At 58.6% G+C, this 22,353-nt stretch carries 19 protein-coding genes, 1 tRNA gene and 1 riboswitch; of the genes, 7 read left to right on the forward strand and 13 right to left on the reverse strand.

Annotated elements, in window-relative coordinates; translation table 11 throughout:
* Positions 1-69 precede the first annotated feature (69 nt).
* The 6 genes from AC0TOF_RS05195 to AC0TOF_RS05220 all read right to left on the reverse strand — a co-directional run bounded on the left by AC0TOF_RS05195 (position 70) and on the right by AC0TOF_RS05220 (position 8,701).
* Positions 70-873: a crotonase/enoyl-CoA hydratase family protein gene (locus tag AC0TOF_RS05195; RefSeq protein ID WP_473767437.1), complete on the reverse strand. Its 804-nt coding sequence runs from the start codon at positions 871-873 to the stop codon at positions 70-72.
* A gap of 8 nt (positions 874-881) precedes the next feature.
* A complete protein-coding gene (locus AC0TOF_RS05200) occupies positions 882-1,745 on the reverse strand; it encodes a hydroxymethylglutaryl-CoA lyase (protein WP_473767438.1) in 864 nt (287 codons plus the stop codon).
* A 1-nt stretch (position 1,746) separates the two neighbouring features.
* On the reverse strand, positions 1,747-3,705 hold the full coding sequence (locus AC0TOF_RS05205; RefSeq protein WP_473767509.1) for an acetyl/propionyl/methylcrotonyl-CoA carboxylase subunit alpha: 1,959 nt from the start codon (positions 3,703-3,705) through the stop codon (positions 1,747-1,749).
* 63 nt (positions 3,706-3,768) lie between these two features.
* A complete protein-coding gene (locus AC0TOF_RS05210; protein ID WP_473767439.1) occupies positions 3,769-5,376 on the reverse strand; it encodes a carboxyl transferase domain-containing protein in 1,608 nt (535 codons plus the stop codon).
* Positions 5,376-6,524 (reverse strand): isovaleryl-CoA dehydrogenase, encoded by a 1,149-nt coding sequence (locus AC0TOF_RS05215; RefSeq protein ID WP_473767510.1) that lies wholly within the window; start codon positions 6,522-6,524, stop codon positions 5,376-5,378. The genes AC0TOF_RS05210 and AC0TOF_RS05215 overlap by 1 nt, the downstream gene beginning before the upstream one ends.
* 188 nt (positions 6,525-6,712) lie before the next feature.
* The gene (locus tag AC0TOF_RS05220; RefSeq protein ID WP_473767440.1) at positions 6,713-8,701 is read right to left on the reverse strand and encodes an acetoacetate--CoA ligase; all 1,989 of its coding nucleotides are present in this window, start codon (positions 8,699-8,701) and stop codon (positions 6,713-6,715) included.
* 239 nt (positions 8,702-8,940) lie between these two features.
* Positions 8,941-9,092: riboswitch (FMN riboswitch) on the forward strand.
* Positions 9,093-9,187: 95 nt separating this feature from the next.
* Between AC0TOF_RS05220 and AC0TOF_RS05225 the strand changes: the two genes are divergently transcribed.
* Positions 9,188-10,099: a DMT family transporter gene (locus AC0TOF_RS05225; RefSeq protein ID WP_473767441.1), complete on the forward strand. Its 912-nt coding sequence runs from the start codon at positions 9,188-9,190 to the stop codon at positions 10,097-10,099.
* Between the two features lie 18 nt (positions 10,100-10,117).
* On the opposite strand, the gene AC0TOF_RS05230 is transcribed toward AC0TOF_RS05225, so the two are convergent.
* The 3 genes from AC0TOF_RS05230 to AC0TOF_RS05240 all read right to left on the reverse strand — a co-directional run bounded on the left by AC0TOF_RS05230 (position 10,118) and on the right by AC0TOF_RS05240 (position 12,123).
* Entirely contained in the window at positions 10,118-11,248 is a 1,131-nt protein-coding gene (locus tag AC0TOF_RS05230; protein WP_473767442.1) for an acyltransferase family protein, read from the reverse strand.
* A 186-nt stretch (positions 11,249-11,434) separates the two neighbouring features.
* Positions 11,435-11,510 (reverse strand) — tRNA-Ala (locus AC0TOF_RS05235).
* Between the two features lie 223 nt (positions 11,511-11,733).
* Positions 11,734-12,123 carry a TIGR02300 family protein gene (locus AC0TOF_RS05240; RefSeq protein ID WP_006471224.1) on the reverse strand — a complete coding sequence of 130 codons (390 nt, stop codon included), beginning with the start codon at positions 12,121-12,123 and terminating at the stop codon, positions 11,734-11,736.
* Positions 12,124-12,453: 330 nt separating this feature from the next.
* Here AC0TOF_RS05240 and aroA point away from each other — a divergent pair, with 330 nt between their 5' ends.
* From aroA to rpsA, 5 genes are all read left to right on the forward strand, one after another.
* Positions 12,454-13,803: a 3-phosphoshikimate 1-carboxyvinyltransferase gene (gene aroA, locus AC0TOF_RS05245; RefSeq protein WP_473767443.1), complete on the forward strand. Its 1,350-nt coding sequence runs from the start codon at positions 12,454-12,456 to the stop codon at positions 13,801-13,803.
* A 68-nt stretch (positions 13,804-13,871) separates the two neighbouring features.
* A complete protein-coding gene (locus tag AC0TOF_RS05250; protein ID WP_473767444.1) occupies positions 13,872-14,501 on the forward strand; it encodes a DUF5343 domain-containing protein in 630 nt (209 codons plus the stop codon).
* Positions 14,494-15,084: a Swt1 family HEPN domain-containing protein gene (locus tag AC0TOF_RS05255; RefSeq protein WP_473767445.1), complete on the forward strand. Its 591-nt coding sequence runs from the start codon at positions 14,494-14,496 to the stop codon at positions 15,082-15,084. Before AC0TOF_RS05250 ends, AC0TOF_RS05255 begins: the two co-directional genes overlap by 8 nt.
* Before the next feature lie 9 nt (positions 15,085-15,093).
* Positions 15,094-15,735 carry a (d)CMP kinase gene (cmk, locus tag AC0TOF_RS05260; RefSeq protein WP_473767446.1) on the forward strand — a complete coding sequence of 214 codons (642 nt, stop codon included), beginning with the start codon at positions 15,094-15,096 and terminating at the stop codon, positions 15,733-15,735.
* Between the two features lie 215 nt (positions 15,736-15,950).
* Complete coding sequence (gene rpsA / locus AC0TOF_RS05265) at positions 15,951-17,651, forward strand: 30S ribosomal protein S1 (RefSeq protein ID WP_121981345.1); 1,701 nt, start codon at positions 15,951-15,953, stop codon at positions 17,649-17,651.
* 106 nt (positions 17,652-17,757) lie between these two features.
* Here rpsA and def read toward each other — a convergent pair whose 3' ends face one another.
* Together def and AC0TOF_RS05275 are read right to left on the reverse strand one after the other, a co-directional pair.
* Positions 17,758-18,273 carry a peptide deformylase gene (gene def, locus AC0TOF_RS05270; protein ID WP_473767447.1) on the reverse strand — a complete coding sequence of 172 codons (516 nt, stop codon included), beginning with the start codon at positions 18,271-18,273 and terminating at the stop codon, positions 17,758-17,760.
* 86 nt (positions 18,274-18,359) lie between these two features.
* Positions 18,360-19,379 (reverse strand): YeiH family protein, encoded by a 1,020-nt coding sequence (locus tag AC0TOF_RS05275; protein WP_473767511.1) that lies wholly within the window; start codon positions 19,377-19,379, stop codon positions 18,360-18,362.
* 167 nt (positions 19,380-19,546) lie between these two features.
* On the opposite strand from AC0TOF_RS05275, the gene AC0TOF_RS05280 reads away from it, so the two are divergent.
* Positions 19,547-20,428, forward strand: coding sequence for a LysR substrate-binding domain-containing protein (locus AC0TOF_RS05280; RefSeq protein ID WP_473767448.1), 882 nt, complete (start codon positions 19,547-19,549; stop codon positions 20,426-20,428).
* Here the strand turns inward: AC0TOF_RS05280 and AC0TOF_RS05285 are convergent.
* Positions 20,416-21,675, reverse strand: a complete 1,260-nt coding sequence (locus tag AC0TOF_RS05285; protein ID WP_473767449.1) for a lytic murein transglycosylase — start codon at positions 21,673-21,675, stop codon at positions 20,416-20,418. The genes AC0TOF_RS05280 and AC0TOF_RS05285 overlap by 13 nt on opposite strands.
* 72 nt (positions 21,676-21,747) lie before the next feature.
* Positions 21,748-22,353 carry a recombination mediator RecR gene (gene recR, locus AC0TOF_RS05290; RefSeq protein WP_021587673.1) on the reverse strand — a complete coding sequence of 202 codons (606 nt, stop codon included), beginning with the start codon at positions 22,351-22,353 and terminating at the stop codon, positions 21,748-21,750.

The raw sequence follows: 22,353 nt of genomic DNA on the forward strand, positions 1-22,353 counted from the left end.
AAGAATGCATTTCCGGCTTTCGATTGCAAGCGCCAAGTACCCGCAACTACAACGAAAAACCGCCTCCTCCTAAGTCGTTCCTCCCTCTTTTTTCCATGTCGGTGATCGCTTCGCAAAAAAGGCCGCGATCCCTTCCGCGGCCTCCGGTGTCTCCCATGTATCGGCAAGGCGGGTGAGCGTCATGTCGATCACCGCCTCGTCTATCGGCGCGCCCAGCGCATGGACCAGCCGCTTGGATGCGGCGACGGCTGCGGGCGCGGTGGAAAAGTAAGGTTTTATCTCCTCCTCCACCGCCGCATCGAGACGCTCCACCTCGACCACATCATGCAAAAGGCCGATCCGCCGCCCCTCCCGGGCATCGAACAGCCGCGCCGAGGTGAATGTGCGCAGCGCATTGGCCTGCCCGATACGCGCCACGACATAGGGGCTGATGGTTGCGGGAATAAGCCCGAGCCTTGTCTCTGTCAGGCCAAAACGCGCATCGCAAACGCCAATCGCCGCATCGCACACGCTGATGAGACCGACCCCGCCGCCATAGGCCTGCCCGTTGATGCGCCCGATCAATGGCTTTGGCAGATCGCGCAGCGCTTTCAGCATGAGGGCAAGCTTGCGCGCTTCCTCAATGCGCCGTTCACGCGTGGCCTTGACCTGCTCCTGCATCCAGCCCAGATCGCCGCCCGCGCAAAAGCTCATGCCTGCGCCGGTCAGGATCACGATGCGTATGGCTTCGTTATCGCCCAGATGCAGCGCTGCGGTGGTTAGCTCATCGATCATCAAGCCCGACAGCGCATTGTGCTGTTCGGGCCGGTTCAGCGTGAGCGTGGCCACGCCACGTGGGTCGACCGCAATCTGGATGGTTTCGAAGTCGCTCATAATTGCTCCTAGGCCGCCTTATCCTGACGCAGCGCTTGCGCAAAAAGTGCCGCCGATCTCAGTTTTTGAATATCGAGACCGGTTTCGAAACCAAGATCATGCAGCATTTCAGCGACCAGCACCGTATCGACATTGCCCTTCGCACCCGGCGCGAATGGACAGCCGCCAAGCCCGCCGACGGAAGCATCGAACACGCGCAGGCCCTTCTCCAGACTAACGCGGATATTGTCGAGCGCCCGCCCGCCAGTGTCATGATAATGACCGGCAAGGCTGTGCGCCGGGGCGATGGCCAGCACCGCGTCCAGCATGGCCGCAACCTTGTCCGGCGTGCCGCGCCCGATGGTATCGCCAAGGCTCACCTCGTGACAGCCGAGCGAAAACAGCTGCTCGGTCACATCGGCAACTGCCTGTGGGGTAACCGGCCCGTCATAGGGGCATTCGACCACGCAGCTCACATAGCCGCGAATGGCCAGGCCGTCATTGATCGCGGCACCGATGACAGGCGACAGGCGCTCGATGCTTTCGGCAATCGTGCAATTGATATTGGCTTTGGAAAAGCCTTCCGAGGCGGAAATGAAAACCGCTATTTCGTCGACATTGGCGGCAGCAGCGGCTTCATAGCCCTTCATATTGGGTACCAGAGCCGAATAACGCACGCTGTCGGCGCGCCTGATCCCGGCCATGACTTCCCGGCTATCCGCCAGTTGCGGCACCCATTTGGGGCTGACGAAACTCGTTGCCTCGATGCGCGAATAGCCACACTCGGACAGGCGGTCGATCAATGCGATCTTGTCGGCTGTCGGCACAAAACGCTTTTCGTTTTGCAGGCCGTCACGCGCTGCCATTTCGACGATTTCAACGTGTTCAGCCATGTTACTCCTCCAGCTCGACCAGCAATGCGCCTTCACTGACCTGATCGCCCGCCGTAACGGTTACGGATGCGACCTTGCCGTCGCGCGGCGCCGTCAGTGACAGTTCCATCTTCATTGCTTCCATCGTCACCAGCGGATCGCCCTTGGCGACGCTCGCACCTTCCACGACGGAAACCAGCCGCACCAGCCCCGGCATCGGCGACAGGATGCGGCTTTCGCTCGAGGCATCCTCCTCCGCGCCTATCGACTGCACATGATGAAATATGGTGTCGCGACCTTCGAATTGCACCGTCACATCATGTCCGATGCGCGAGACCGACGCCTCTGATACGCGACCATCGAGGGCGAAACGGACGAGACCGTTTTCATGGGCACGGATTTCCAGTTCGCCGAAAGCAAAGCTGAAACGGTTGCCGCCCCTGGCCGCGAGGTTTATCGTGTGACGCTCGCCGTGATGATCGAGCAGAACCGAGCGCGATGCCTCGCCCCACAGGCGGAACCCGCGCAGGCCAGACCATGGGTCGCCTGTTTCAGGCGCATTCAGGAGATCGAGCGCACCAAGCGCGGCCAGCGCAAAAGCGATATCCGAAGGCTGCTTTTCGGTGAAAAGCGCTGCCGTCTCGCGTCCGATCAGCCCGGTATCGACATCGCCGGTGCGGAAAGCGTCGAGATTGCAGAGCGCTGACAGGAACTGGCGGTTGGTGACCAGCCCTGCAATGCGGGTCTTGCCAAGCGCCGCATCGAGCCGGTTCAGCGCCTCGTCACGCGTTGCGCCATGGCTGATGATCTTGGCGATCATCGGATCGTAGAACGGCGTGATCGTGTCGCCGGTGCGCACGCCGGAATCGACGCGCGCATTTTCCGGCGGGGCAAAGAGCGCAAGCTTGCCGGTCGCGGGCAAAAAATCCCGCACCGGGTCTTCCGCATAAAGCCGCGCCTCAAACGCCCAGCCGTTTATGGAAAGTTCGTCCTGGCGCTTCGGCAGCGCCTCGCCGGTAGCCACGCGCAATTGCCATTCGACCAGATCGAGCCCGGTGATCGCTTCCGTCACCGGATGCTCCACTTGCAGGCGCGTGTTCATTTCCATGAAGAAGAAGCGGTCGGACCGCAGCCCTTCCGACACATCGGCGATGAACTCCACCGTACCCGCGCCGGAGTAACCAATCGCCAGCGCCGCCTTTACCGCCGCCTCGCCCATGGCGGCGCGCATATCCGGCGTCATACCGGGCGCAGGCGCTTCCTCGATCACCTTCTGATGGCGGCGTTGCAGCGAGCAATCGCGCTCGAAAAGATGCACGGCATTGCCGTGCTTGTCGCCAAAAACCTGCACCTCGATATGACGCGGCTTCGCCATGTATTTTTCGACCAGCACCGCGCCATCGCCAAACGAGGCTTCCGCCTCGCGCCGCGCGCTTTCGAGTGCTGCGGCGAAATCGGAAGCCTGATCGACCCGGCGCATGCCCTTGCCGCCGCCGCCCGCCCGCGCCTTGATGAGCACCGGATAGGTGATCCGGTCGGCCTCGCTTTTGAGAAAGGCGCCATCCTGATTGTCACCGTGATAGCCCGGCACGACAGGCACGCCTGCTTTTTCCATCAGCGCCTTGGCGGCATCCTTCAGCCCCATGGCGCGAATGGCTTTGGCCGATGGACCGATGAAGACAAGTCCCGCGGCCTCCACCGCATCCACAAAGCCTGCATTTTCGGAGAGAAAGCCATAGCCCGGATGGATGGCCTCTGCGCCGGTTTCCTTCGCAGCCTTGATGATCGCATCGACATTCAGATAGCTTTGCGCCGAAATGGCCGGGCCGACACGCACCGCCTCGTCGGCCATCTCCATATGCAGCGCATGGGCATCCGCATCGGAATAAATCGCGACCGTGGCAATGCCGAGCTTGCGCGCCGTCCGAATGACCCGGCAGGCGATTTCTCCGCGATTGGCAATCAGTATCTTTTTGAACATCATTCCTGCCCTCGCGGGATGCGGGCGGAAAACCGCTTCACACTTTTCCTCATCCCGCGCCCCTCACATTCTAAACAAGCCGAAACGCGTCGGCTCGACCGGCGCGTTCAGCGTGGCGGAAAGCGACAGGCCCAGCACCTCGCGGCTCTTGCGCGGATCGACAATGCCATCATCCCACAGCCTTGCAGATGCATAGAGCGGGTGGCTCTGGCGCTCGAACATTTCGAGCGTCGGGCGCTTGAATTCCGCCTCTTCTTCCGCCGACCATGTGCCGCCGGTGCGCTCGATCCCATCGCGCTTGACGGTCGCCAGCACACCCGCCGCCTGCTCGCCGCCCATCACGGCGATGCGGCTGTTCGGCCATGTCCACAGGAAGCGCGGCGAGTACGCCCGCCCGGCCATGCCGTAATTGCCCGCGCCATAGGATGCGCCGATCAACATGGTGATCTTCGGCACATTGGCCGTCGCCACCGCCGTCACCAGCTTGGCGCCGTGCTTGGCAATGCCTTCGGCCTCATATTTACGCCCCACCATGAAGCCGGTGATGTTCTGCAAAAACACCAGCGGAATGTTGCGCTGGCAGCAAAGCTCGATGAAATGCGCGCCCTTCAGCGCCGCTTCCGAAAACAAGACCCCATTATTGGCGATGATGCCGACTGGCATGCCGTAGACACTGGCAAAACCGCAGACCAAGGTGGTGCCGAACCGCGCCTTGAACTCATCGAAAACCGAACCATCGACAAGGCGCGCAATCACCTCGCGCACATCATAAGGAATGCGCGTATCGGCCGAGACAACGCCCAGAATTTCTTCCGGGTCGTAAAGCGGCGCGGCGCCATCGCCTCTTGGGATAAACGAACGTTTTTCGCTGTTGAGATTGGCGGCAATCGCGCGCGCGATTTGCAAGGCATGAGCATCGTCATTGGCCAGATGATCGGCGACGCCCGAAAGCCGCGTATGGACATCGCCGCCGCCAAGATCCTCCGCGCTCACCACTTCGCCGGTCGCGGCTTTCACCAAAGGAGGCCCCGCCAGAAAGATGGTGCCCTGATTGCGTACGATCACCGTTTCGTCGCTCATGGCCGGCACATAAGCGCCGCCTGCCGTGCACGATCCCATGACCACGGCGACCTGCGGAATGCCCGCCGCCGACATTTGCGCCTGATTGTAAAAAATGCGCCCGAAATGGTCGCGATCCGGGAAAACCTCATCCTGATTGGGCAGGTTCGCGCCACCGGAATCGACCAGATAGATGCAAGGCAGACGATTTTCGCCTGCAATCTCCTGCGCGCGCAGGTGTTTTTTCACCGTGACCGGATAATAGGTGCCGCCCTTCACCGTCGCATCGTTGCAGACGATCATGCAATCGCGGCCCGACACGCGCCCGATGCCGGTGATGATGCCGCCGGACGGTGCTGCCCCGCCATACATGCCATGGCCGGCCGTTAGCCCCACTTCCAGAAAGGGCGAACCCGGATCGAGCAACTGCGAGACACGCTCACGCGGCAGCAGTTTTCCGCGCGAAACATGGCGTTCACGCGCCTTCTCGCCGCCGCCATCCAGCGCAATACGGGCAGCATCGCCCACCACGTCGATAGCCGCCAGCATTGCCTTGCGGTTGGCCTCGAAGCTGGCGCTGCGCGTCGAGATTTCCGATTTCAGGACCGCCATCAACGGGTCTCCTGAAAGAGTTCCCGTCCGATCAGCATGCGCCGGATTTCCGATGTGCCTGCGCCGATTTCATAAAGCTTGGCGTCACGCAACAGGCGTCCGGTCGGGTAGTCGTTTATATAACCATTGCCGCCCAGCGCCTGTATCGCCTGCAAGGCCATCTGGGTGGCGTTTTCCGCCGTATAGAGAATGCAGCCCGCCGCATCCTTGCGCGTCGTCTCGCCCCGGTCGCAGGCTGCTGCTACCGCATAGGTATAGGCGCGCGAGGCGTTGAAGATCACATACATGTCGGCAAGCTTGCCCTGCATGAGCTGGAACTCGCCAATAGGCTGATCGAACTGCTTGCGCTCATGCACATAGGGCACCACGACATCGAGACAGGCCGCCATGATGCCGAGCGGACCGCCCGCCAGCACCACGCGCTCGTAGTCAAGGCCGGACATCAGCACATTGACGCCCTTGCCCTCGGTTCCAAGCAGGTTTTCGGCTGGCACTTCGCAATCCTGAAACACCAGTTCACAGGTGTTGGAGCCGCGCATGCCGAGCTTGTCGAGTTTTTGCGCGGTCGAAAACCCTTTGAAGCCTTTTTCGACGATGAAGGCGCTGATGCCGCGTGGGCCTGCCGCCGGATCGGTCTTGGCATAGACCACCAGTACGTCGGCATCGGGGCCATTGGTGATCCACATCTTGTTGCCGTTGAGAACATAGCGGTCGCCCCGCTTTTGCGCCTCAAGCTTCATCGACACGACGTCGGAACCGGCCCCCGGCTCGGACATGGCCAGCGCGCCGACATGCTCGCCGGAAATAAGCTTCGGCAGATATTTTGCGCGCTGTGCGGGCGAACCATTGCGGGTGATCTGATTGACGCAGAGATTGGAATGCGCGCCATAGCTCAGCCCAATGGAGGCGGAAGCGCGGCTGATCTCCTCCATCGCGATGCAATGCGCCAGATAGCCCATGCCAGCACCGCCATAGTCTTCTGGCGCGGTAATACCGAGCACGCCAAGCTCACCCAGTTCACGCCAAAGATGCATGGGAAATGCGTTATTGCGGTCGGTTTCGGCGGCAAGCGGCGCAATGCGCTCGTCCGCGAAACGGCGCACCGTATCGCGAAGGGCTTCGATCTCCTCGCCAAGACCGAAGTTTATGCCCCCATTTTGGCCCAAAGCAAACATACTCGTCCTCCACAAGTTCTGCCCGGCGACCATCTTTTACCAAGATGGCTTATGTTGAAGGCAGAGTGTCCCGTGGCGGTCAAATAGGCAATGGGGTTGCGCGGCGTTCTGTGGCTATTTATTGCCGCTTGACGAAATTTTATTTCGCGATGTTTTGAGCATCAGTTTTCCTGAAGTTCTGCCAGATCGCGATAAAGCTCCAGTGCTTGCGGGTTGGCCAGCGCCTCGCGGTTCTTCACCTCGCGTCCATGCACAATGTCGCGCACGGCCAGTTCCACGATCTTTCCCGACTTGGTGCGCGGAATATCCGATACGGCAACGATCTTTGCAGGCACATGACGCGGCGTCGCGCCGGTGCGGATTTTGGCCTTGATGCGCGCCTTGAGATCATCGTCCAGCGCGACACCTTCGGCAAGCCGCACGAACAGCACCACACGCACATCATTGTCCCAATCCTGCCCGATGCACAGCGCCTCGGCCACTTCCGGCATCTGCTCGACCTGATTGTAGATCTCCGCCGTGCCGATGCGCACGCCGCCCGGATTGAGCGTGGCATCCGAACGCCCATGAATGACGATGCCGTCATGCCCGGTCCATTCGGCAAAATCGCCATGGCACCAGATATTGTCGAAGCGCTCGAAATAAGCCGCCTGATATTTTGCGTCGCCCGGATCGTTCCAGAATTGCAACGGCATGCAGGGGAAAGCCTTCGTGCAGACGAGTTCGCCCTTTTGCCCGCGCACCGGCTTGCCGTCATCATCCCAGACATCGACGGCCATGCCAAGGCCCGCGCCTTGAATCTCGCCCTGCCAGACCGGCTCGGTCGGCACGCCCAGAACGAAGCAGGAGACAATATCCGTGCCGCCGGAAATCGAGGCGAGATGCACATCCGGCTTGATCGCTTCGTAAACGAAAGCAAAACCTTCCGGCGACAAGGGCGAACCGGTGGACGAAATCGTGCGCAGCGCCGACAGATCATGCACCTGCCCCGGTTTCAGCCCGGCTTTCAGCACTGCATCGATGAATTTCGCCGAAGTGCCGAAATAGGTCATGCCTTCGGCCTGCGCATAGTCGAACAGCGCATTGCCATCGGGATAGAAGGGCGAACCGTCATAAAGCAAAAGCGTTGCGCCGGAGGCAATGCCTGACGCCAGCCAGTTCCACATCATCCAGCCGCAGGTGGTGAAATAGAAAAAACGGTCGCCCTCGCGTAAGTCCGCATGAAGGCTGTGTTCCTTCAAATGCTGCAACAGCACGCCGCCCGCCCGATGCACGATGCATTTCGGAATGCCCGTCGTGCCCGAGGAAAACAGGATATAGAGCGGGTGATCGAAAGGCAGTCGGGTGAACTCGACGTCTTTCGCCCGGAACGGCTCAAGGGCCGCATCGAGCGCAATAGCCTTTTCCGCCTTGTCGGCGACAGCGTCCGCTTCACCCAGATAGGTGACGATGACAGCCCGCTTCAACCCCGGCAGTTTTGCCGTCACTTCGGCAACCTTGTCGGCCACGTCGATGCGCTTGCCGTTATACCAGTAGCCGTCGCAGGCGAAGAAGAGCTTCGGCTCTATCTGGCCGAAACGATCCAGCACGCCTTGCACACCAAAATCCGGCGAACAGGATGACCAGACCGCGCCAATCGAGCTTGCCGCCAGCATCAGCGCCACCGCTTCCGGCATATTGGGCATCATGCCCGCTACACGGTCGCCGGGTTGTACGCCTTCGGTCAGCATGAATTGCTGGAGTTTGGAGACCAGCGCGTGGAGATCGTCCCATGTCAGGCGGCGCTCGACCTTGTCCTCTCCGCGAAAGACAATCGCCTCGCCATCGCCTTTGTAACGCAAAAGATTCTCGGCGAAATTGAGCTTCGCCTGCGGAAAGAACCGCGCCTCGCGCATATGACCTTCATCGATCAGCGCCTTGCCGCCGCGGTCGCCGATGACGTCGCAAAAATCCCAGATGAGCGTCCAGAATCCGGCACGATCCTCCACCGACCAGCGATGCAGCGCGGCATAATCCGGCAGGCTGAGGCCCGACCGCTGTTCGGCGCGAATGCGGAACTGCTCCAGATTGCTGGCGGCGATGCGCCCCGCATCCGGCTGCCACAGGGGGCGGTCATGCGAAAACTGCGTGGGGACTGCGTTGGTGCTCATCATTCCTCCCAGAACCAGGCGGAGCCGGACCCTCACCCGATCAACTCCGTCACGGATTTCTAAAAGAGAGTTTCCGATCCGTCCATGCTTTTCCATGGCATGGCACTCAAGGGCGCAGCAAAAGGCATCAGGGCGCATCATTGCCGCACGAGCAGTGAGTATCTTGCCTTGCGAAAAAACGGGGCCTATTTATTGCCAGCATCGGATGCAACTTCATGCCATCCGGTGCAAAAGAAATATCCAGTTCTCAGGGCGGGGTGAAATTCCCCACCGGCGGTAACGGGTGAAACACCCGAAGCCCGCGAGCGCCTGACACGAAAACGTATCAGGGTCAGCAGATTCGGTGCAAATCCGAAGCCGACGGTCATAGTCCGGATGAGAGAGAACGAGGTTGGAATCATGCCTGGCTGGACGGCTTACCGTCTTCGTCCTGCAGTTTTTCTTCCCGTACCCTGAGGTAGCAGGCTTGAAAAAGGGAAGAAACCGTTGAGCCAACTTGCCTCTGCCCCAACTTTGAAACCCACCGTGCGCGGCGCGGCGCTGATGGTCGCGGCCTGTTCGGCCTATGCCGCAGTCAATGTCGCCACCCAATGGGCTGGAACGCGCACCGGCATTCCATCGGTCATCATTGCCTTCTGGCAATATGTGATCGCCCTGGTGCTGACATTGCCCCTGCTCATTCGCGATGGCGCAAGGGCCTTGCGCACCAGCCGCCTCGGCTTCCACGTCGTGCGTGTCGCACTGGCCGCCGCTGGCGTGCAGGTATGGATTTACGCGCTGGCCCACGTGCCGATCTGGCAGGTGGTTGCGCTATCCATGACATCACCCTTCTTCGTCATTCTGTGCGCGCGGCTGTTTCTGCGGGAAAAGGTGACACCGGCGCGCCTGCTCACCACCTTCGCCGGATTTGTCGGCGCGCTGATCATCATCGCGCCGTGGTCGGATTCCTATACGGTCTACTCGCTGCTGCCGATCCTCGCCGCAGCGCTCTGGGCCGGCTATTCGGTGATGACCAAATATCTGACCCGTTTTGAAAAGCCCGCCAGCATTTCGGCCTATATGCTGGTGCTGCTCACCCCCATCAATGCGGCGCTCTGGCTGGCATCGGGCCTCAGCATGTCGGCAATCACCGCACCCGGCGTCGAGATCTGGTCCATATTGATCGTCATCGGCGCTTTCACTGCCCTGGCGCAATATTTCCAGATTGCCGCCTATTCGATCGCGGATGCGGTTTATCTGCAGCCGTTCGACGATCTGCGACTGCCGATCAATGTTGTTTTCGGCTGGATCGTGTTTGCCGCCACGCCCGGCATCAACTTCTGGCCGGGAGCGGCCCTCATCGTCGGTGCATCGCTCTATCTGATGCGGCAGGATAGCGGCACGACGCGCACCGCCTGACCGACCCTGCAGGGCTGTCTATCGAACGACAGGCAGGCAGCCCTGCGTGGTTTCGGCAGAGCCGCGCTCGTATCTGCCGAGCCAGGTGTCAATTCTTTTCACCAGCCAGCGGTGAAGCGGATTCTCGAACAGGTGATAGGCGGCGGCCGCAATCAATACGCTGGCAACAGCAGCCCCACAAATGACCAGAACCGCGCCCGCCGTCGTGCCACCCCACCGATCCGCAGTCAACTTGAAGAAAATCATGCCCACTAACGGATGCAGAATGAATATGCCAAAGCTGTAACGGGAAAGCTTCGTGAATCCTCGCCATTGCAGCGGGGTGTAGATGCCCTGACTGGACGCGGCATAAAGTACATAGATACACGCATAAAGGAAGGCGAGCCGCCATGGACCTTCAAGCGTATTGGGTTCACCCGGCCCATTTTCGGGATGACAGAACAGGAAGGCGATCAGGCAGACGGCAAGCAAGGTCTTGATGACCGCGCCGGGCATTACGGGGTGTTCCCGCCGGGCGAGCCACATTCCGAAGAGAAAGGAAGGCAAGGCCCGGAAGACGCCCAAATCGGACAATTGAATGCGGGTCAGCGACAACACGCCAAGCCTTTGCGCCAGATATTCACCACCGACAGCAGCAACGATGACGCCGACAAGGACCCAGCTTCCGAACCGCCTGCAAAGCAGGTCGAACAGCGGAAAGGCCAGATACATGGCGAAAAGAGCACTCAGCGACCAGCTGACATAATTATAGGACAAGGTATGTCCCAATCCCCAATTATGGACCAGCAGGAGCTGGGTCAGCCCATCGCGCCAGCTCATGCTGGGCTCAATCTGGGGACGCAGGATTCCCGCTGCCGTGAGGGCGGACAGCAGCGCGAAACACGAGAAAGCAGCCACATGCAGCGGATAAATCCGCGCCAGCCGCTTTCCGACAAAGGCAACATATCGGGGCCAGCTCCAGAGATAATTTCGCCGTCTTGCCAGAAAAAGCCCGGAAACGATAAAGAAGATATCGGTAAAATAAGAAAAAGCTAATATAAATTCAGTCAACACTTCATTCTTCACCGGAACGCGGAAAGAAAAATGAAAGACGGCGATTCCGATACACAATAAAAACCGCAGCCCATCGAAATCAGGAAGCCTGCTCATTCGAAATAGCCATGCTGAAATACTTTGGAAATTCACTTACCAACTTTTTGGGATTTGTCGAGCGCATATGCCCGAAAAACCCGGTTAAATGTCACCGAGATCATTTTGACGCACGAACACGTCTGTCCGAGGACAGATATCGCGTCGATGGATAGGGGTATGTCTTCTGGAATTTCAGGAAGGATTTGGTGGAGCCAAGCGGGATCGAACCGCTGACCTCCTGCATGCCATGCAGGCGCTCTCCCAGCTGAGCTATGGCCCCATCAGACCTCTTTCGAGGTGGGCCAGGCAGGACTTGCTGCCCGGTGTGGCGGCTTATTAAATGGCGTTCGCGAGAAGATCAAGAGCTAAATCGCAACTCTTTTCACATCTGCCAAAAATAATTCACAGATCGCGTCAGTCTTCCACGCGAGACGCGCCCAAACGAAACGAGGCGGCCCGAAGGCCGCCTCGCAAAAGCATCATATCCGGAGCGGCTGAATGGATCAGCCTTCTTCGTCGTCGCCGCCGACGCCACCGCCGAGGATGCCCGACATATCGTCGTCCTCGTCTTCCTCTTCTTCGAGGAAGGTGTCGTCATCGTCATCGCCCAGATCGACATCGTCGTCGTCGATATCCGGCAGATCGTCGCCGCCGCCCTTGGTTTCGTCGTCAGCATCCTCGAGCGAGACGAAATCCGGCTTTTCCAGTGCCGTATCCAGTTCTTCCTCTTCGGTTTCCTCTTCAACGACACGGCTTTCAAGCGTGGAATCGAAATAGGAACGCGGATAGGAAATGCCGGTGTAAGGCGAAACGATCGGATCACGATTGAGATCGTAAAATTTCTTGCCCGTTTCCGGGTCGATACGCTTGGTACCAAGTTCAGCTTTTGCCACGTCTAGCCTCGTTAATTTGCACGGGGACACAAATTCATAATATCGCGCCGGGATGCCTGCCTCGAAGCATACAGCCCATCACCATGCTGCTCACTGAACCATATGGCAAGGGGCAAGTCTTAAGCGCGTTTATAGTGTTGTCCGGTGCATAAACGCAATTTGGCGCGTTTGTCAAAGCCAAACGCACGCGCATACGCAGACTCTTCCGCCTCCGTGTCGCCCGCGCCGCGTATTCGCGGATGACCGCACAATATTACTATGCTAGGGAAGCCCCGCTTATCTCTCAATCCCGGCGCGTGTCCGCGCCAAAAATGTGACTGTGAAAAATCCATGTCCCATTCTGCATCCCCGAAACCAGCAACCGCCCGCCGCTCGGAGGCACTTACGGGCGAAATCCGCATTCCGGGCGACAAGTCCATCTCGCACCGCTCCTTCATGTTCGGCGGTCTGGCTTCGGGTGAGACCCGCATCACCGGCCTTCTGGAAGGCGAAGACGTCATCAATACCGGCCGCGCCATGCAGGCCATGGGCGCGAAAATCCGTAAAGAGGGCGATGTCTGGATCATCAATGGCGTCGGCAATGGCTGCCTGCTGCAGCCAGAAGCCGCGCTCGATTTCGGCAATGCCGGAACCGGCGCGCGCCTCACCATGGGCCTTGTCGGCACCTATGACATGAAGACCTCCTTTATCGGCGACGCCTCGCTGACTTCTCGCCCCATGGGCCGCGTGCTCAATCCGCTGCGCGAAATGGGCGTTCAGGTGGAAGCAGCCCAAGGCGACCGCATGCCGCTGACGCTGATCGGCCCGAAGACGGCCAATCCGATCACCTATCGCGTGCCGATGGCATCCGCACAGGTGAAATCCGCCGTGCTGCTCGCCGGCCTCAACACGCCTGGCGTCACCACCGTCATCGAGCCGGTCATGACGCGCGATCATACCGAAAAGATGCTGCAGGGCTTTGGCGCGGACCTGACGGTCGAAACCGACAAGGATGGCGTGCGCCATATCCGCATCGTTGGACAGGGCAAGCTGACCGGCCAGACCATCGACGTGCCGGGCGATCCGTCCTCGACCGCCTTCCCGCTCGTGGCCGCCCTTCTGGTGGAAGGTTCGGACGTCACCATCCGCAACGTGCTGATGAACCCGACCCGCACCGGCCTGATCCTGACGCTACAGGAAATGGGCGCCGATATCGAAGTGCTCAATGCCCGTCTCGCTGGCGGCGAGGACGTCGCCGATCTGCGCGTGAAGGCCTCGAAGCTGAAAGGTGTTACCGTTCCGCCGGAACGCGCACCGTCGATGATCGACGAATATCCGGTTCTGGCCATTGCCGCCTCCTTCGCGGAAGGTGAAACGGTCATGGACGGTCTCGACGAACTGCGCGTCAAGGAATCGGATCGTCTCGCAGCCGTTGCGCGCGGCCTCGAAGCCAATGGCGTCGATTGCACCGAAGGCGAAATGTCGCTGACAGTCCGTGGCCGTCCCGACGGCAAGGGACTGGGCGGCGGCACGGTCGCAACCCATCTTGATCACCGCATCGCAATGAGCTTCCTCGTCATGGGCCTTGCATCGGAAAAGCCGGTGACGGTCGACGACAGCACCATGATCGCCACGTCCTTCCCCGAATTCATGGACATGATGCCGGGACTGGGCGCGAAGATCGAACTGAACATTCTCTAGTCACTCGACAGCGAAAATATTATTTGCGAGATTGGGCATTATTACCGGTTGGTCTCAGTGGGGGTTTAATGTCCAATCTTCCATACGTAACAGCATCAGGGAATATCAAAAAAGCTTTAGAAGGAATTGCTAGAGCAGCGACGCCGCCCAAGCTTTCTCAAGACTTCGTTAAAACTGTACTGAAAATCCGCGGAGGGTCCGGGGATCAAATGACTTCATTTCTCAAGAAAATTGGCCTCGCAAGTAGCGACGGAACACCAACGCCCCTTTATAATCAGTTTAGAAATCCATCTACATCCGGTCAAGCAATTGCGCAAGCTATGCGCACCGCGTACGAACCTTTATTCAGACGAAATGAATATATGTATGACCTTTCTGATAGAGATCTTCAAGGGCTTATAGTAGAAGAAACCGGACAAGCTCACGACTCTAATGTCGTATCTCTTATTTTTTCATGTATAAAGCAGCTAAAATCTTTCGCAGATTTTGGTTCAACGCCTATCGTTATCGAGGAAAGGCGCTTTGAACCAACCCAAGATTCGTCAGTGCAGAAAGATATTCCACATAATAGCGGGGGAATAGGTTTAAACTTGGGCTATACAATTAATCTGAATTTGCCCGCAACAACCGACATAGCTGTATTCAATGCAATTTTTAAAAGTTTGAGAGAAAATCTGTTGCGAGAAACCGATGGCTAAAAACCCCAAAACGTTAATAAAAGCATTCGGAATGTCGGCACTCCAAATCTCCGAAGAGATGAATGGCATATCAAAATCTACTGGTTTTGATCTTGGCCTGAATGGAGCTCTTCGCCGCAAAAGGCAGCTCGAAGATTATGATCAATTCGAGAAGGAAATTCGAAATCAAGCTTCAATGATGTCTGAGTATTATGAGATATTCTATTGCTTGGAAATTTCCATTAGAAGACTCGTCTCTCAAACAATGATGGAAGCCACCGGGCAAAATTGGTGGGCGTCTGCTCGTGTCCCGCCCGGGGTATCAACTGAAGTTGCTGCTAGAAAAAAGAAAGAACTAGATTCAGGTTTCGACCTTCGGTCTGAGCATGATATCGACTACACAACTTTTGGTGAATTATCGACTCTCATAACGAGTAATTGGGATCTTTTTGAGCCAATCTTTAGCTCAAAAAGCGCTGTTTCTACGATTCTAAATCGACTAAACGTCCTTCGTGGTCCCATCGCTCATTGTTGTGAAATGTCAGACGATGAGAAACTGAGACTCGAGCTTACCGTTCGAGACTGGTTTAGAACAATCTCATAAAGAAGAAGAATGAACTTTGTAGTAGCTATCGACGGACCGGCCGCCTCGGGCAAGGGAACCCTTGCCCGGCGCATTGCCATTCACTACGGCATGCCGCATCTGGATACGGGGCTGACCTATCGCGCCGTCGCCAAGGCGCTTCTCGACAAGGGGCTGCCGCTCGATGACGAAGCGGTGGCGGCAGAAGCCGCGCTCAATCTCGACCTGCGCGAAATGGACAAGGCCGTCCTTTCCGCGCATGCAATTGGCGAAGCTGCCTCGAAAGTGGCCGTCATGCCGAAGGTCCGGCGGGCGCTTGTCGAAGCGCAGCGCAATTTCGCCAATGCGCTCCCCTCAAGCGTGCTTGACGGGCGCGATATCGGCACCGTCGTCTGCCCCGATGCAGCCATAAAGCTCTTCGTCACGGCATCGCCGGAAGTGCGCGCGGAGCGTCGCTATGAGGAAATCGTGGCGCGCGGCGACAAGGCCGATCTTGCGGAAATCCTCGCCGACCTCAGGAAGCGCGACGAGCGCGACACGAACCGCATCGATTCTCCCTTGAAGCCCGCAGAAGACGCGCACTTGCTTGATACGAGCGAAATGAGTATAGAAGCGGCATTTCTGGCCGCAAAAAAGCTGATCGATCACGCTTTGGCGCAGCATCGGGGATAAATCCGGCAGGTTTTCAAGCCTTTCGGATATCTTTGTGCCCTGAAAAGCTGGATTATCCTGAGTTCGGACCTATATAGGCTGCACTCATACTGAAAAGCCTGACTTCGCGTTCCACGCGCCGGTTGTCTGCAAAGACGGGGCCGAGGTCTGGCATAACGCAACACTAACCCCCGGCGCTGCATCCGATGAATTTTCCGGATGCACCAGGAGTATTCATGTCAGATTTCAATCCATCCCTCGCAGATTTCGAATCGCTGCTGGCGGAATCCTTTGCCACGAACGACCTTGCTGAAGGTTATGTCGTCAAGGGCCGCATCGTAGCCATTGAAAAGGACATGGCGATCATCGACGCCGGTCTGAAGGTCGAGGGCCGCGTGCCGCTGAAGGAATTCGGCGCCAAGGGCAAGGACGGCACGCTGAAGCCGGGCGACGAAGTGGAAGTTTACGTCGAGCGCATCGAAAACGCTCTGGGCGAAGCTGTCCTGTCGCGCGAAAAAGCACGCCGTGAAGAAAGCTGGGTCAAGCTCGAGCAGAAGTTCGCCAATGGCGAGCGCGTCGACGGCGTCATCTTCAATCAGGTCAAGGGTGGTTTCACCGTCGACCTCGACGGCGCTGTTGCCTTCCTGCCGCGTTCGCAGGTCGACATCCGTCCGATCCGCGACGTCACCCCGCTCATGCACGTCCCGCAGCCGTTCGAAATCCTCAAGATGGACAAGCGCCGCGGCAACATCGTTGTCTCGCGCCGTACCGTTCTTGAAGAAAGCCGTGCGGAACAGCGTTCGGAAATCGTCCAGAACCTCGAAGAAGGTCAGGTCGTTGAAGGCGTCGTCAAGAACATCACCGATTACGGTGCGTTCGTCGACCTCGGCGGCATCGACGGTCTGCTGCACGTGACCGACATGGCATGGCGCCGCGTCAACCATCCGTCGGAAATCCTCACCATCGGCCAGACGGTCAAGGTGCAGATCATCCGCATCAACCAGGAAACCCATCGTATCTCGCTCGGCATGAAGCAGCTCGAGAACGATCCTTGGGATGGCATCGGCGCGAAGTACCCGATCGGCAAAAAGATCACCGGCACCGTCACGAACATCACCGACTACGGTGCGTTCGTCGAAATCGAGCCGGGCATCGAAGGCCTCATCCACGTTTCCGAAATGTCGTGGACCAAGAAGAATGTCCATCCGGGCAAGATTCTTTCCACCACGCAGGAAGTCGAAGTCGTTGTGCTCGAAGTTGATCCGGTCAAGCGCCGTATCTCGCTCGGCCTCAAGCAGACCCTCGACAATCCGTGGACGACCTTTGCCCAGAAGTACCCTGTCGGCACCGTTGTTGAAGGCGAAGTCAAGAACAAGACCGAATTCGGCCTGTTCATCGGCCTCGACGGCGACGTTGACGGCATGGTTCACCTCTCCGACCTCGACTGGAACCGTCCGGGCGAACAGGTCATCGAAGAGTACAACAAGGGTGAAGTCGTCAAGGCTGTCGTTCTCGACGTTGACGTCGAGAAGGAACGCATCTCGCTCGGCATCAAGCAGCTTTCCGGCGACAAGGTCGGCGAAGCAGCAGCTTCCGGCGAACTGCGCAAGAACGCCGTTGTGACCTGCGAAGTGACTGCCGTTACCGACGGTGGCCTCGAAGTCCGTCTCGTCGACCACGATCTGGAAAGCTTCATCAAGCGTTCGGATCTGTCGCGCGACCGCGACGAACAGCGTCCAGAACGCTTCACGGTCGGTCAGAAGGTCGACGCCCGCGTCATCGCCTTCGACAAGAAGACCCGCAAGCTGCAGGTCTCGATCAAGGCGCTTGAAATCGCTGAAGAAAAGGAAGCTGTCGCTCAGTACGGTTCGTCCGACTCCGGCGCTTCGCTCGGCGACATCCTCGGCGCCGCTCTGAAGAAGCAGGAAAAGAACTAATCTTTTCCGGTTTCGACCGAACATGGAAAAGCCCGCTTTTCGGCGGGCTTTTTCTTTTGCCATTGGTCACGGATGCCCGAAACGGGGTTTCATCCTCCGTGATTCTTCAGGCATCTGGCATGGCCTGCGTCCCCACTTTCTCCAATATTTCCTCGCGCTTTTCCGCCGTCAGATGATCGAGAAAGAGCACGCCGTTCATATGGTCGATTTCATGCTGGAAACAGGTGGCCAGAAGCCCCTCGGCATCAAGTATGCGCCTTTCGCCCTCCAGGTCCGTATAGGAAACAGTGATCCGCGCGGGGCGTGAAACCGAGCCGCGGTAGGAAGCCCCGACAGACAGGCAGCCCTCATCGTAGCTGCTTTTCTCTTCGGACGCGGCGATGATTTCAGGGTTGATGGCTATGATGGGTTTACGCTCGCCATTGCGATATTCCACATCGACCGTGGTCAGGCGCAGGAGCCTTCCAACCTGCACGGCGGCGAGGCCCGCGCCGGATACCTCATACATCGTTTCGAGCATGTCCCTTGCAAGCTGACGGATGCCGTCATCAATGGCTTCGACAGGCAGGGACGTCTTTCGCAGAAGCGGGTCGGGGATCATGGTAAGCGGCAACAGGGCCATGGCAACCTCTCACTTGTTGGTTGCCGCATCGCACCATGTTCTCAAGCCCGCAACAATCGCAATTATTGCGGTGTCGATTTATGCCATCAGGCGATGCCCAGCATATGGATAAGCCCGAGGCTGATGAAGCCAAGCGCAAGCAGGGAGAGAATGGCGGTCAATGTCACGCGGCCACCGGCTGCGGCCACGGAGCGCACATCGACGCCAAGGCCGAGAGCCGCCATCGAAATGATAGTGAGGATGGTCGAGGCATATTGAATGCCGGGCAACAGCGCTTCGGGTATCAGATGCAGTGAATGCAGCGCCATCATGCCCAGAAAGCCGATGATGAACCATGGCACAAGCTGGAAGAAGCCGGGCTTGGCGTTCGCATCCTTGTTTCCGGCAAGAAGCGCGAGAACAAGAATGACAGGCCCCAGCATGAGCACGCGCACGAGCTTCACCAGCGTACCCAATTGCACGCTGACCGTTGCGACCGGCGCGGTAGCCGCCAGAACCTGCGGGACGGCATAGACGGTCAGCCCCGCCAGAACGCCATATTGCGTGTGTGACAGGCCCAAAAGCGGCACCAGCAGCGGCAGGAGCAGCACAACGACAACACCAAGAATCGCGGTGAAGGCGATGGAAGCCGCCACATCCTCGCTGCCCGCGCCAATGACCGGAGCTGTGGCGGCGATAGCCGAGTTACCGCAGATGGAATTGCCGCACGCAACCAGCGCCGCCATGCGATGGGGCAGCTTCAGCAGACGCCCGATGCCGTAGCTCAAGGTGATTGCCACGGCGACCACCGCCGCAATGCCGAAAATGAGGCCGGAACCAGCCTCGATGACCGCGCTGGCGCTGATCGAGGCTCCGAGCAGCACGACGGCGATTTCCAGAAGCAGCTTGGCCGAGAAATTGATGCCCTTGCTGAAGCGCGGGCCGGGGCGCGCCAGGCTTCGCACCGCCGTTCCCAAAAGAATGGCGATAACAAGGGCTTCCAGCCACGCCCGCCCCGCATAATGCTCCTCGATCTTTTCCAGCGCCAGCGCCGCGGCGGTGACGGCAATGCTCAAGCCAAGTCCGGGGAGGATGTTCTGGATTTTGGAGTATGTCATTTTTGGCATTTCAATTCTGATGGTTTTCATTCGCATTGTCCTACGCAAAACCGCTTCGCACTTTTGCTGGAAATGCTCCTATGAGAAATATTTTCCGATCAGATGCCGGATTTTTGCTGTTCATTCCATTTCATTATATGGCATGTTTCATTCGATAAAATCGAATGATTGCAGCTATGACACTGGAACAACTGCGAATTTTCATAGAAGTTGCCGAGCGTGAGCACCTCACCCGAGCCTCGGAAGCCCTGCATCTGACCCCTTCGGCGGTCAGTTCGGCCATCCGCACGATGGAAGACCGCTACGGCGCGACCCTCTTCAACCGCATCGGACGGCGGATCGAGCTGACCGGCGATGGACGCATGTTTCTGGAAGAGGCGCGCGCCACGCTTGCCCGCGCGCGTTCCGCCGAGCGTATGCTGTCGGAACTTGGCGGCGGCAAGCGCGGCATCCTCGCCATCCATGCCAGCCAGACCATTGCGAGCTATTGGCTGCCGCCCTTTCTGGCGCGATTTCACGCTGCCTATCCGCTGATCGATGTGCGGCTGACGCTCGGAAACACGGAAAGCGTGACCCAGGCGACAGAGGAAGGCGTTGCCGATATCGGCCTCGTGGAAGGAGCGGTGCAGGCACCGTCGCTATCGATCACCAAGGTTGCGAGCGATCAGCTTATTCTGGTGGCGCGTCCCGACCATGACTGGGCAGGCGGTGGGAAGCTGAACTGGGACCGGCTTTTTGAAGGAAGATGGATTTTGCGCGAGCAGGGTTCTGGAACGCGCAGCGTTTTCGAGGACGCCATGCGCGCTTCCGGCTACAATCCGGCGCGGCTGCATGTGGCGCTGGAACTACCCTCCAACGAAGCCATCTGTTCGGCGGTGCGCTCCGGCGATTATGTGACCGCCATATCGGAGCTTGTCGCCGCGCCGCATCTGACAGCGGGAACACTGGTAAAGGCCGACTTTGCTCTCCCGCAACGCCAGTTTCTCATGCTTCAGCACAATGACCGCTACAGGACCAAAGCCTTGCAGGCTTTTGCCGATCTCATTCAGCGAATCTGACGCAATAATTCCGGTTGCGGGAAGCAAGTGGAAGCCATGCCGTTCCTGGCCTGCCACAGGCCGATGGAGCGGCGCGTCTTGAAGCCGGGCAACCCGTCCGGCTTGCCGACATCATAGCCCAGCGCCTGCATGCGCTTCTGCATTGCGCCAATATCGGAGCGATACATGGAGCCGACATCGCCCCATGCACGGCTGAAATCGCCCGCGCCATAGGCGATGCGATCACCGACATGGCCGATAAAGAGCGCATAGAGATCGCTCATATTATAGTCCTTGAGCACATAGAAATTCGGGCTCACCACGAAGGCCGGGCCGTAGCGACCGGCAGGCATGAGCAGAAACGCCTCGCCCTTCATTTCATTGGCCGGAAATGGCTTGCCATTCACCCTGGTGACGCCGAGCTTCGCCCATTCGCCAATCGTCTTGCCCTGATCCGGCCCTTCCAGCGAGCAGGACAGGTTTTGCGGAACATTGACCTCAAAGCCCCAGTCGCGCCCTTTCTGCCAGCCATGCAATTTCAAATAATTGGCGATGGAGGCGAGCGTGTCGGGCACCGAATTCCAGATGTCGCGCTTGCCGTCGCCATCGAAATCGACGGCGTGTTTCAGATAGGAGGTCGGCATGAATTGCGGCTGGCCGAGCGCGCCCGCCCACGAGCTTTTCATGGCGCTTTCGTCGATATAGCCCTTGGAAGCGATTTCGAGCGCGGCGATCAGTTCCTTGCGGAACATGTCCTTGCGGGTCGCCATAAAGGCCTTGGTGCCGAGAACTTCATAGGCATTATAGGGAATTTTCACCGTGCCGAAGCCGGATTCGCGGCCCCATACGGCAAGCAGGATCAGTCCCGGAACGCCATATTTCTGTTCGATGCGCTTCAACAGCCCGGCATATTGGCCGTGGCGCGCCTGCCCGCCGTTCGTGACCGACGCCATGGTCTTTGCATTGAAATACTTGCCGGGTGCACCGAATTCCGCCTGTTTCTGCTCTTTCGGCGTCGAGGGCTTTTCGCCGGGAATGACGAGATCGGGCAGTTTCCAGTTGATCGAGACCCCGGCGAAAGCCTGATCGAACACAGCGCGGGACACACCTGCCGCCTTCGCTTCCGGCCAGAGATCCTTTTCGAGCCAGTTGCGATACTGGTTTTCGATCTGTGCCTTCGAGGGCGCGGCGATGGCGGGAAAAATGGCAAGACTGGCAACCAGTCCGAGAGCAATCTTCAGGCTACGCTTCCAATTTCCCGCTGCCATGCATGTCTCCAAACCTAGATTTGTTTTGTCGCATTATCCTACGCAAAACCGTTTCACACTTTTGGAAATGCCCTAAAGTGTCGTTCTTGCCCGCAAGGCGGCGGCAAGCGTGCCTTCATCCAGATAATCGAGTTCGCCGCCGACCGGAACGCCGTGGGCAAGCCGTGTCACGCGCACATCGAAGCTCGACAGCTGGTCGGTGATGTAATGCGCGGTCGTCTGGCCTTCGACAGTGGCGTTGACCGCCAGAATCACTTCCCTGATTTCACCGGCGGCGACACGCTCCACCAATCCCTTGATGTTGAGATCGTCCGGGCCGATGCCATCCAGCGGCGACAGGCGACCACCGAGAACGTGATAACGCACATTCATCGTGCCAGCGCGCTCCAGCGCCCAGAGATCGGACACGTCCTCCACGACGATCAATGTCGCCGGATCGCGGCGCTCATCGGTGCAGATCGTGCATGGATCGGAGGTATCGACATTGCCGCAGCACGAACAGATGCGCACCTTTTCGGCAGCCTCCTGCATGGCGCCGCCAAGCGGCACCAGAAGCGCTTCCTTCTTCTTGATCAGATGCAGCGCCGCGCGACGGGCCGAACGCGGCCCTAGCCCCGGCACGCGGGCCAGAAGCTGGATGAGGCGTTCGATTTCAGGACCGGCTATTCGTTTGGACAT

The organism is Ochrobactrum sp. PL_is501 (genome assembly GCF_055816895.1).